The 12624-nt window shown below is 36.8% G+C and carries 7 protein-coding genes and 1 pseudogene; 2 read left to right on the top strand and 6 right to left on the bottom strand.

Annotation, left to right across the window (positions count from 1 at the left end; all coding sequences use genetic code 11):
- Both RTP52_RS07310 and RTP52_RS07305 read left to right on the top strand, forming a co-directional pair.
- Positions 1–284, top strand: a pseudogene (locus tag RTP52_RS07310) (ABC transporter ATP-binding protein); the annotation flags it as partial.
- Positions 274–1935 (top strand): ABC transporter ATP-binding protein, encoded by a 1662-nt coding sequence (locus RTP52_RS07305; RefSeq protein ID WP_312370197.1) that lies wholly within the window; start codon positions 274–276, stop codon positions 1933–1935. The pseudogene RTP52_RS07310 and the gene RTP52_RS07305, both read left to right, overlap by 11 nt.
- A gap of 268 nt (positions 1936–2203) precedes the next feature.
- Here the strand turns inward: RTP52_RS07305 and RTP52_RS07300 are convergent, their stop codons facing one another.
- From RTP52_RS07300 to RTP52_RS07275, 6 genes are all read right to left on the bottom strand, one after another.
- On the bottom strand, positions 2204–4822 hold the full coding sequence (locus tag RTP52_RS07300) for a glycoside hydrolase family 38 C-terminal domain-containing protein (RefSeq protein WP_312370195.1): 2619 nt from the start codon (positions 4820–4822) through the stop codon (positions 2204–2206).
- Between the two features lie 47 nt (positions 4823–4869).
- Entirely contained in the window at positions 4870–6183 is a 1314-nt protein-coding gene (locus RTP52_RS07295; RefSeq protein ID WP_312102211.1) for a hypothetical protein, read from the bottom strand.
- A gap of 165 nt (positions 6184–6348) precedes the next feature.
- Positions 6349–8658, bottom strand: a complete 2310-nt coding sequence (locus RTP52_RS07290; RefSeq protein WP_312370194.1) for a hypothetical protein — start codon at positions 8656–8658, stop codon at positions 6349–6351.
- Positions 8645–10387, bottom strand: coding sequence for a DUF2264 domain-containing protein (locus RTP52_RS07285; protein WP_312370191.1), 1743 nt, complete (start codon positions 10385–10387; stop codon positions 8645–8647). Before RTP52_RS07285 ends, RTP52_RS07290 begins: the two co-directional genes overlap by 14 nt.
- 84 nt (positions 10388–10471) lie before the next feature.
- A complete protein-coding gene (locus RTP52_RS07280; RefSeq protein WP_312370189.1) occupies positions 10472–11602 on the bottom strand; it encodes a glycoside hydrolase family 88 protein in 1131 nt (376 codons plus the stop codon).
- 200 nt (positions 11603–11802) lie between these two features.
- Positions 11803–12624, bottom strand: an 822-nt coding sequence (locus RTP52_RS07275; protein WP_312370187.1) for an ABC transporter substrate-binding protein, incomplete at its 5' end; no start/stop codon positions are given.

Genomic DNA, 12624 nt, shown 5'->3' with positions numbered 1-12624 from the left:
CGCTCTATAACGCACAGCATATTTTAATTTTAGACGATCCATTTTCCGCAGTTGACCGTGAAACGGAACAAGAAATTTTTGAGAACCTACGTACGCTTGCAGCGGATAAGGTCGTTATTCTCTTTTCTCATCGGTTGAGTTTGTTTTCTAAATTTGATAATGTGCTATTTTTAAATGGAGGAAAAGGTATCTATTCCACTCATGTTGAGTTGATGCTGGAACATGAGACCTATGCAGAACTGTATCATGCACAAGTGGTAGGAGGTGAGCAGAATGAAGGATAAGAACAGTCTTGGTTCTGTGTTGTATAAAATTATATCTGCTTCCAAATGGAAGGTTTTTTTAACTATTCTCACTATAACAGGTGCAATTGCTGCGGCTCTTTTCCCTCCCTTAGTCTTAGAACGCATCGTCAATAACCTGACTGCACAGCAGCAAATTCCGCTCTATCTTGCACTCTCTTACTTAGGGTTACTTGCTATTTCAGGATTATTAGAGTCTGGACAGAATGTCATGATTACTATGTTTGGACAAAGGGTTACTCATGGTCTGCGAAGTGAAATGTGTGCAAAGCTCCAGCGTTTGCCTGCGGGTTATTTTTCTAAGAATGAATCTGGAATAATTACCTCACGGTTTGTAAATGACGTGGATGTGGTGGATTCCCTGTTTACGAATGGAATCATCAGTATGTTTGCTGATGCCTGCAAAGTAATTAGTATTTTGGTGGTCATATTTTATAAAAGTACGGGACTTGGTATGATAATTCTTCTAATTACGCCGCTGCTGTTTGCAATGACTCGCTTGTTTCAGAAGAGGACGCTAAAGGCACAGCTTGTCAATCGCGTCGCTGTGGGTAAGGTTAACAACCATGTACCTGAGACAATCCGCAATATCCGTATGATTCGTACCCTATTCCGTCAAAAATATATGGAGCAAAAATACGATGATTATATCGAAGAAAGCTACCAGGCTATGGATAAATCAAACCTTTACGATTCCATCTATTCTCCCATTGTCATCTTTATTAGCTCCTGCGTCATTGCAGTGATGATGATATGTGCTGCAATGGGCGGAGAAATACAGCAATTCTTCGGTATCACCGTTGGTACGGCTGTAGCCATCATCGCTTATGTGAGTAAGGTTTTTGAACCGCTGGAGAGCATCGGTATGGAAATTCAAAATATTCAATCTGCTATTGCAGGGGTTAAGAGAATTAATGAATTTTTGCAGGAGCCAGAACGGGAAGAAACAGATAACTCTCTTGCGGCTGAAAAACTTACAAAAAACACTGAGTCTTGTATTTGCCTTGACCATGTGGGATTTCGTTATGACAACGATAATGTCGTATTAAGTGACCTGTGCTTTACAGTAAAAAGTGGTGAATCCGTAACTCTCGTGGGAAGAACTGGAGCAGGGAAAAGCACCATCTTTCGTTTGTTGATGGGACTATATAGCCCGAACGAAGGGCGAGTAGTTGTGAATGGTGTGGACGCAGATAAAATCCCTGATGCCCAAAAGCGAAAGCTATTTGGCTATGTAGAGCAGTCCTTTCATATGGTATCGGGCACAGTGGCAGAACAGATTTCATTGTTTGATCCTGACATCAGCAAAAAGCAGGTGGAAGCTGCTGCGATGCTTGTTGGATTACATGAGAGTATCATGGAGCTAGCAGATGGATATGACACACCTGCGGAAAAGATAGCCCTTTCGCAGGGGCAACTTCAACTGCTCTCTATTGCGCGAGCTGTAGTCGCTGGTCCTAAAATTCTTCTTTTAGATGAGATTACTGCAAATCTTGACAGCGATACGGAGCGTCGGATTCTAGGTGCACTGGATCGAGCCACGCAAGGCAGAACCGTACTTTCCATATCTCACCGCTATCAAGAACATACCCATAACCAGCGTACGGCACAAATCGGTAGCCAGAGTACGTAATATACTGAATAGGATTCCTAAAAGGATTGGTTAACAAACAATAACTTTAAAAGAAAAGCAAAGTGGCTAGATAATAATTTTTAGATAGTAGAGGCGCAACACTAATTAATAGTTGTTGCGCCTCTTTTAACCCTTTTAAGTTGTTACTGAAAAATGATAATACCTCTTCATGTAACATAGAAGTAATTCCAAATTTGAATGATTATAAAATACATACTATTTGTTCTGTGCATCAAATCAATATTTTACAAAATCATACGAACACAAATTATCTAACTAACGAAAGCTCAAGCAGATGAATTTCAAAAGGCATTGTTTCCAGTGTATAGATACCCTCAAAAAGCGTCTGTCTCTCATCTGCACAGCGGTCATCACACATAGAAACTAAACGAACCGATTTCACAGCATGATTAAACCGTATGTCAGCCTTTCCTTTTTTCCCTTCCAAATCAATCAGGCGAACAAGGACTGTATCTGTACCTGGTTTGGATTGCATAGAAAGAATTCGAAATGTTTCACTCTCTATCAAGGAAGGTTGTGCAGATAGTATAACCTGACTACCTACAAAGGACGCCTTTTTGGATGCCGCCAATATAGGAGCTGAAGCTTCTAAGGCAAGTCTCTGCTTTTCACCTGTCGTCTCTAATCCAGTCAATGGGAGGAAACGGAAGGAATAAGAAAGATTTTTATCAATCCATTGTGGGAAGTTTGTCCCCCATTGAGTATTGAAAAGATTAAAATATATATGAGGAGTAACACTGTCTCGTTGTGAATAAAACTCATAAATACCCTTTGAATTAATTCCAAACAATGGAGTATCTAATGGAACAACAAGCATTCCAGCATTATTACCTGTAATACTCATCCAGTTTTCACAGCAATATAATGCATGGTTCGCATCTTTTTCCACATCTTCCTCTGGATTTATAACGCGACCGATTTTACCGATTTCAATCTTACATCCATCCATAGCAAATGGAAAAGAAATACTTCCACCTTCTGGAAAAGGAGTTGCTTGTTTATCGTGTAATTTCACAGAAAAATCAATTACATCCTGGGCATCATATAATGAAAGTTTAAATTCAACACTAGTCGCATTTCCAAAATCGGATAAACTTTTATCATTAATCTCACTACGCCATCTTAAGACACTACGACCTTCCTCAGTACAGCGTTCAATAGAAAAATTAGTTGGTGTAAACGTCAAATCTGCCTGTTCTGGCATATTGATACGGCACAGATCATCAATCACCCATGCAACAAAACGGTACACATAACTGTTTATATAGCGTTTTTCGCTTTGATCACCATATACATCATAACTGTATTGTCCAAAAGGCTGATTTTTCTCAACATATTCATAGTTGTTTTTCTTATCATAGATAGAACTTATACTACCGTTTTGCTGGTCAACCTCGATTCTAAAGCGTATGTTCTCTAGAACATTTTCTTTGCCTAATGTTTTCCCTTCACTAGAAACCGCACTGCGCTTTTTGAGTTTCAATATCTTCCAGCTCATTGCAGGAATATTTTCAACAAAAGACATGAGTTTTTCATCATCTCTCCAAATGGAAATTTTCTCATTGGTATCTCCATCAAAAAGATCATATCCCTCTAGTAAATTTGCCGCAAATGTCAAATCTGTGATACCGCTGCGAGTCCATGACATGCCATTGAATACCATAATTTCATCTTCATTCTTAAGCACAAAATCCGCAAGTCTCCGGGTTGAAAACGTGGAAATTTCCTTGGTTAGTCTATTCATGGAGGCAGTATGTACACGTTGCTCATCCCATGACTGTTCAGCCAATTTTGGTCCTGGAAGATTAATTTCCTCCATAAATTCCTTCTTTAAAAACTTTCTATTCGTGCCAAGCGAGGTAAGCCCTGCCATTCCCCATGTATGTTCATCAAACAATAATCCTTGTTCATAGGCTTCTTCTATCTTTAATGTGTAGGTTGTAATTTCCTCCTCCGTAAGCAGACCATAAGCTTTACAAAGAGCCAATTCCTTTTCCGCCTCACAAAGCTCATGGCGTGTCTTTCGAATCTCGCTCACTTCTTTTGGATAACTACCTACTCCATGAATCCAGGTATCTGCTAGATCTTTTGTCACAACTGGGATTTCATCTAGCTGACACTGTGAAAGTTCATTGTAAAAATCATCCAATGTACCGATCACAATTTCTGTATCAGGCATTTCTTTGCGTGCCTTATCTAAAAGTTCCTTGACCTGTTCATTTGACAAGGTGCCTTTATTATCATTTGTCTGTGCAAGTGAAAGCCAAACAGGATATTCCCAATCATCTGGTGGTAATAAGGAAGAACCATACTGTCCCTTGCTATACATCGTCAGTACTCTTCCCCCATCCGGCCCCTGCCACCAAAACAGACGTGGTACATCAGGTGGTGTACAACAAGGATTACATCCCAAATGCAGAAACTCTACACCCTGTTTGTTCAGAAGTGATGCCAGATAGGTGGTATGTCCCGGTACATCGGTCATCTTCGCTGATTTTGGTCTGTAACCATACGAATCAGTAAGCGCATCTGAATACTTGAACCCTCTAGCAAGTTCCTCAATACCAGAAAATTCTGTATGCACAGTAAACGGTGTCCGTGTCCACACTAACTGATTACCACGAATACATTCTTCAACACGTACCTTATTTTCATCACTAGTGTATGGAGAAGAGAGCATATAGGTCAGTAACCAAGCCTGCATTGTCCATACATAGCGTTCTCCAATTGGTTTTTCCCTAGTTGCTTCACAGGTATCTAGCATATCAGAAAGCATCCCAGTACAATAATTCTTTAAAACATTTTCTGCAAGGTCTGTATACCCCATATCAAAATGACTTTTAAATACTATAATGACTTTTTTCATATAGATGGCTGTTCCTTTCCTACTGGTTAATGCGATATTTTGGGAATCTACATTTCAATGTTTCCAGTAAACTGTATATCCAATTTTTTATTTTCCACAGTATTAACGATTAACTCCGATTGCTTCAATCCATTAAAAATACTGTTACATATATTTATTTTTGTTTCCTCATAATCCTCTAAGGCATTGTTACCATGGAATAGTATTGTACTATTTCTTAGGCTGGAATTGGTCATATGAATAATATCTACTGGAGTTCCAATTTCCATCATATGTGCTTCCTCATTATGGATAACACGAATACCATCAAATATTAATTGCTCTTGATGGGGAACCTCTGCTCCTGGATAATAGGATCTACTATACCTATCATTGTCAAAGTGAACGGAAAAACCAGTTCTTGGCTTGTGTAAATAAATATCTCTAAAAGTAACATTCCTTACACCTGCAGTATAGGTTACATCCTCTTGAACTACTACCCAATGAATTCCTTCTATAACCTCAATCCCTTTTTCATGGCTAGGGCAAATAGTTGAGATATATTCTGTTCCATCTGGCTCTGCCTTAACACGGTACAGCCTCCCATTTGCAACTACGGTATCTGATTTTTGTAATTTAATACCACGATACCAATCTACCCACGCTCCCGCTAGTATTCTACAAAAATAACCGTCTGTACATTTTCCATCATGAGTTAAATCTTGACATTTCTCAACAACACCATCTTCAATCCATCCTAGTTCAGGATTTCCAACATCATAATCGTGTCCATTTAACGCTACTGCATCATCATAGGTATCAAATATACCTTCACTAATTAAAAATCTTTTTCCTCTTCCTAAATGTACCCCGTCTTTATCGCCTTTTATAATCATATCTTTTACAATCACATCTTCAAAAGTACAAATATGTATTCCATATTGTTTCTTCCCAAGATCCATACAGCGGAATCCTGTAATTCTTAAATCCTTAACATAAAAAAACGAAATTTGTCCATGAAGACCTTCTACTAAAAAGTTGCGAACATCCATTCCATTTACTATTACGTTGAGATTTTCAATACATATACCTGTATCATAATTTTTTGTTAAAGCGCCTTTATTTAAAAATACATGGGTAAAACAACCTTCTTCATCTACCTTTTTGATGAAAGTTTGATTACCAAATTTTAAAGTGGTGTGACTACCAAGAAAAACAGTTCCTGCTAATTTATAAACACCAGGCTTACTTATTACAATTGTACCTCCATCATCTACAGCTCTTTGTAATGCATCTCTATTCTCTATTCCTGTAGCATCTTGTGAAAATCCATAATTAAGTGCATCCTTAAAACCACCAAGGTTTTCTAATTCAGTTAACATCATATACACCAAAATACGACAGAGTTACCTGCCATACTGCCACATATAAAAAGGAGTGAAAGAATCACATCGTGGCAACCTTTCTAAATTAATATTTTCTAAAATTAATATGTTCTAAAATTATATTTTTTAGAATTTACTCTTACTCTTATGGTCTATGCGAAGTTAACAACCCGCATTCCATTGTATTGTACTAATTACTTCATGACATTTCGCAGATTCAACAACCACATGCAATACAAACACAGGCTTTTCGTTCCAATCCACCATATTCTCCTCAACTTCAAACATCATTTTTTCTTTCGATACAAAATTAATGTTGAAAAGCTTCGTAGTTGCAATATTCTCCTTAATCACCCATGGATCATAGGATAGATAAGTAATAAGTAATGGATGTTGTTCTTCAAAACACCATTCATCTTGTAACCTAAGGATAGCTTCTTTTGGTTTTAAGGTTCCTGTTCTAAATCCTTTTATATTAGGACCATAGAGCATACCTGTTTCTACGCTAAATTGATAACCATCTTGTGTCTCTTCCGTATACAAAATCTTCGCCTCAGGTATTCTCATATCTTCTTTTGTTAACGTTTGGTCCAAATTATAAGCTGCATTTCTTGCCGCCATAATTCCTACCTTACTTGCCACTTGCATAGGAAGATCCATCGGACATGCCAAGTTATGATACTCTTTTTTCTCCATTAAAATGCACACAGGATTGGCATAACTTGTAGTACCCAAATCAGGTAGTAATATTTGCTTTCCTACTTCTAATACAATTTGGCCTCTATCTTCATGAAAATGTGCGGTAAATGGATTTCGTTCTGCAGATACCACCAATTTACCCTCTTCAAACTGATAAGCTGCTAGTCCTTCTTCATGAAATAAGATTTCTTTGGTACTCGTGTTTCCTTCTACCAAGCTATCCATGGCTAGCTTATTTCTATATAATTCATAGAATAATGTATCAAAAGAAGTAGTAACCGAATTCTCTTCTAGTTTTAATAAACGTTCCTTTAGATAAGTTTTTCCTATTTCAAAATCACATTCCATTATCATAAAGATAAGAAGTAATGTTTCAATCTCTTTTCCTGATCCACAATTCAGTGGAATTTTAGCACCACAGGTACTTGTAGTAGAAAAAACGGCTTCTAAGTACGCTCCTGAATTTATAAAAGACTGAGGAACAATTTCCTTAAGCGCTTTTCCAGTCATTTTAGCATATACATGCCAAAGCATAATGGCAGCGGTAAAGGAATATTCAAAATAATGTATACCCTCTGCGCAATGACCATCTTTACTTAGATAATTTTCTACTATTTGGTTGAGTCTTTGATAGCTTTCTTCCACATACCTTTCATATCCGCCCCTATAAAGCTGTAAAAAGCAAGCTCCGAGTATTGCTCCTCGGTTACCAACAATGCCTTGGTTCATAAAACTACGGTAGCCTTGCTCCTCACACTTTTTAGTAACCCATTTCCAGGCATCTTCGACTTTATTAACAATTTTCTCTATCCCTTTTTCTGTAAATACATCTCCTAAGAACCCCATGGCAATACATACTTGAGAAGATAGGTGATCTTCAGTAAAACATACATGATGGAACGTAGAACCTTCCATACAACAAGTTGGTCCTTCAAACCACTTCATATAAAGCAAGGAAAGTATCATTCTTGCAGCTAAGTTACTATATTTAGCCTCTTCTAATACATACCCACCGATTGCTAGATTCAAAATATGGTCTTCAAAATTTTCTCTACCCCTGTCACGCACTCGCACAAATCGATACATATGATTACTTACAGGTACAAATTCACGGATTGCCTTTTCTGGCTCGATGTGCATACTTCTTTCTGCATTGTTAATAATCTTATTTTTTAAAGATTCATCTGCTAAAATATACTTTTTAAGTTCAATTGCTTCCGCTTCTGAAAACACTAGATTGTTATTAATTTTTCCTACCGTATTACTATTTAAAAGACCTTTCCACTGACTATCTTTCTTTGGTAAAGATTCTTCTATCAGATACTCCTTTGTAGAAGTAGATGCCCCAAACCAACTAAGTAAAACTACATTCCTATTTCCACTAGAAGAGAACTTTAATTCTATTTTTTCTAATATACTATGACTATCTACTTCTTTTAATATAGGACTTATTAATTCAATTGGAGCGGTATCCCCTTTTGTAGATTGAAAGATAATAGTTTCTTTTCCATCAATTATAGCTCTTCCTTCTACTATTACTTGAACTGGAACAGTAATAAAGCATAGTATCTTATCATATCCGTATAAATCCACTTTTCCATTAAACTGAATAGAAAATTCTCTACTCCCACTAAAACTCAGGGTGTCCCATAATCTTACCATTGTGCAATTATTACTTTGCATTTGATTATCATCACACAAATATTTATCAAAAGCTGGGTAAAATATTGCTTCCGCTTCATTGATAGCTACCATTTTATTATTTACATTCATCTCCTGGAATCCCTTCTATATAAACTTCTATGTTTGTGATACCCTCAGAAATTTCATATTCTAGATAAGGTAGTACTGTTCTTGGATGGAGTAGATTTACATTTGCTTCACATAAAATATAATTACCTTTTCCTTCTCCATGTATTAATTCCACTTTACTACTTCCCTTTTGTCCAGTTAGAAGCACAGACGCTTTGACTTCTGATGATAGATTATCACCAATTCTACTTTCAAATTCTCCTATTTCATCAATTGGTAATGCGAAACCACCCTCAACTGCTTTACAAGCACTGGTTGCATGTACCTTGTGCCTTCTTATATGGCCAGCCCCACATGGAATAATCTCTGTTTCCACAGTAACCCCCGTCATTGGTCTCCATTTGGAATAGATTTTATCTTTTTCCGCGCATATCTCATCACATCTTCTTCTTACGTGATAATAACCATCTCTTAAAAAAGCTAGCATATTATCAGGTGCTGCCTGGGCTAAATGGTAATAAGATCTAGGGGTTTGAAATCCAAAATAACTAGAATAGGCAAATTTCTCATACTTTTCAGCACAATGAACAGGTTCCCATTCCGCATATTGTCCAGAAGTAAGGGCTGTTAAATAACCATCGGTACCTCTTTGAATAATCATTCTTGGATGTTTTAAGAAGCGGGTAGCCTCTAGGGTTGGTAAAGGTTCTTCTTTCGCTTGCCAAAAAGGATGGGATTCGTCTAATGCAAGCACCAGAAAACTTTTAAATGCCCAATATGGAGAGTTTGGCGAATTATACCCCTCTCCCACAGTAAGATTTGGATAACCATATCCCAAAGTTAATTTATTCTCTACATCTAAGATTGGATTATGAAACCAATACCTAAAATGACGATTGACAATTCCTTTAATAATTCCCCAAGGCAAAGCTTCAACATCTGCATATGCAAGGGCGCTCCAGGAACTACATTGTGCAAAGCGATATGTTAAGGAACGACCAAAAGGTAATCCTTCCCCTCTTTCACCAAACCAATAGATAAAATCCTTCGCAAAGAGTTTGGCACGTTCAACATATTTTTCTGCTCTTATAGGGTCTTCCTTTTTCATAACTTTTGCATAAATCATGGCATAAAAATGAAATGCGAAGCCAATATAATAATCCACTTGATTGGTTAGTCCATCGGAATACCACCCATCTCCTAGGTAAAAGTCATCAACACGCTCCAAATCAGTTTCTAATTGTTCCTTGTTATAAACTGCATTTACATTTTTTAGACCACAATTTACTAAAACTCGGAAAAAGAGCCAGTTATTATCGGATATTCGATGGGAATTTATTTGTGATAACCATTGATTAAAATTACATTTTTCCTGCTCTGATAATGGTTCCCAAATTTTATTGGGCGTTATTAATAAGCCAAGTCCAAAAACAGCCATTTCTACATAAGCTTGTTCTCCATCCTGATAATCCCCCCAATATTCTTCATGTTTTGGGTTGCTCCCATTTCTTATTCCCTCTATTACATTGGAATCTAAACAACTAGAACCTCCACCTGTCCATAAAGGTACTAACCCCCAAAGAACTCTAGAAAACCCTTCTAAGCCTATGGTTTTATTTCCATAATGTGTTCCTGTATAACCAGTCTGAATAAATGCCTTACCTTTAGAATAATACTTTTCTACAGGGGCGCACATTTCCCCGAGCGCTTGTATGTAATCTTGTCTAGTTTCAAATTTAATATTCTTCATAGTTAGCCTCCATGCTGCGACTATCTTTAGGAGCAACTAATGGCTCAAGTTTGGCGCAGCACAAACTTGGCGCGTGATATACTTTTACCAAAACAAAATATCATTTCCCTTTATTTTCATAAGTGCCTCAATAAAGTAGTAATCTCCATAGATGATTGGAATGTTGGTTCCTTTTCCATATCGTTCAGTTCCGTATTCAACCAAACTATCCGTATCGAAACTCAAATTACAGAAGTTAGTTTCAATACCTTTTAAAATTCTTATTGCACCTTCAAGGTAGATACCTTTCTCATACTCTGGTACTACCATACTAATCTCTAATAATCCACATGCTGCAATTGCTCCTGCTGTTGTATCCTTATAAATTGGCTCCTTTGGCGACCTAAAGTCACATGGCGGTACCCCATCCTCTTCCACAGTCATATTCGTTAAAAAGAAATGAGCAACTTTTTTGGATGTCATTAAATATCTTTCATCTTTCGTATGTAAATAATTTAATACAAATCCATAAATCGCCCATGCTTGCCCCCTGGTCCATGCTGACCCAACGCTATATCCTTGGCCTCCGAATTCCTCTATCATATGACCATCTTTTATATCAAAAGACACAATATGTCTTACACTTCCATCCTCACGTATAAAATTCTCCATCACCTTATCTGCATGGCGCTTTGCTATATAAGTAAATCTTGGATCCTTTGTTTCTTCACTAGCCCAATACAATATTGGCAAATTCATCATACTATCAATGATTGCCCATCCGGTATTCCCATCTCCATTCCATGCACGAATGAAGTTTCCTTCTATATTATAACGAGATGCTAATACACTGGCAGCCAAAAGCCCTCTGTTCTTTGATTGCTTATTACCAGTGATACGATAACTTGCTACTGCACTGGTAAGCCACATAAAGCCTACATCATGATGTAATCCCTCATAACTATGAAGTGGCCTATCTAATAACTCTTCATAATGCTCTGCTAAAGCCTGATATTTAGTTTTTCCAGATTGCAAATGCAATTCCCATAATATTCCTGGATAAAATCCATTGGTCCACCAATCGTAATTGTCATCCGACTCGTACGCTACCATATGATTATCTTTTACTGTATAAGGGAAAAAATCTACTTTGGTTCGTTCTACAATCTTGCTATATTTTGCTTCAATTCTCTCTAATAAGCTATTTGCCCACTCTATATTATCTTGCCAATTCATATTTTAACCCATTACATATGGCTGAATTACCATATTACCACTAATAAAAAAGTGAAAGAATGCATCGTGGCAACCTTTCAAAAATTATTTTTCTTTCACTCTAGGCTTCCATCTGCGTGCTCTGCACGCATTTGAATATGTTAAAAAATACACCATTCTAAATGGTAATAGAATGGTGTATTTAAATTAATCCTTAATACCTATTTATTTTTCCACGCATCGATTTGTGTTTGTAATTCTTTTACGATATTTGGTAATCCTGCTTGATTTAACTTATCAGTATACTCAGTAATATATGCATCAATATCTTTTGTCGTATATTGAGCATTTTTATATTCTTTTTTTACTGCTGCAACTTGTGCTAATTCTGCCTGCACATTAGCTGGACTAAAAGTAAATCCTCTTAACACAGATACTTGAGCTGTATTGTTTAACTTATCAGTTTCTTCCCAAGTACCATCCACTTGTCCTGGTAGATACCAAGCATTGAATTGGTTACCTACTCTCCATGCATATGCACTATAATTGTATTTAGAATCTGCTACTGGTTCTGCAAAGTTTTCACCAGTCTTAGTATAGTGAGTTCCTTCTAAACCAAATAATAATTCATTGAAAATCTCTTTATCTGTATAAACTAAATTTAATAATTTCATAGCAGCTTCTGGATTTTTAGAGTTAACATTGATAGCTGTCATAGTTTCAATACCTGATATAGCTTTGATGTAGGCACCTTCAATTGGAACTGCTATGTATTCAACACCTTGTCTAGATGTAAATTCTGCACCCCAACCTGGTTTATAAGAACTTAATGTACATACATAACGATTTGCTTTTACATCAGCAGAATTATCTGTTACAGTTGCGATATCCTTACGAATATATCCTTTTTGATACCATTCATTGTCTAACTTTAATTGATCTGCAATTACTTCTGTTGCAGGAATTAATGTTGCATTTGGGTCATCTTTTCTAATAAAAGCAGAATCTGCAGCCAAACCTTCATATGTTTTTTCCGTAACTGC

Source organism: Lachnoclostridium sp. (assembly GCF_031997925.1).
Classification (GTDB): domain Bacteria; phylum Bacillota; class Clostridia; order Lachnospirales; family Lachnospiraceae; genus Lachnoclostridium.
The sequence above is the reverse complement of the archived record's forward strand: the minus strand, read 5'-3'. Positions and strand labels throughout refer to the sequence as shown.

Coding starts and splice junctions, on each gene's coding strand:
- RTP52_RS07305 (WP_312370197.1), top strand. CDS start 274: ATGAAGGATAAGAACAGTCTTGGTTCTGTGTTGTATAAAATTATATCT.
- RTP52_RS07300 (WP_312370195.1), bottom strand. CDS start 4,822: ATGAAAAAAGTCATTATAGTATTTAAAAGTCATTTTGATATGGGGTAT.
- RTP52_RS07295 (WP_312102211.1), bottom strand. CDS start 6,183: ATGTTAACTGAATTAGAAAACCTTGGTGGTTTTAAGGATGCACTTAAT.
- RTP52_RS07290 (WP_312370194.1), bottom strand. CDS start 8,658: ATGAATGTAAATAATAAAATGGTAGCTATCAATGAAGCGGAAGCAATA.
- RTP52_RS07285 (WP_312370191.1), bottom strand. CDS start 10,387: ATGAAGAATATTAAATTTGAAACTAGACAAGATTACATACAAGCGCTC.
- RTP52_RS07280 (WP_312370189.1), bottom strand. CDS start 11,602: ATGAATTGGCAAGATAATATAGAGTGGGCAAATAGCTTATTAGAGAGA.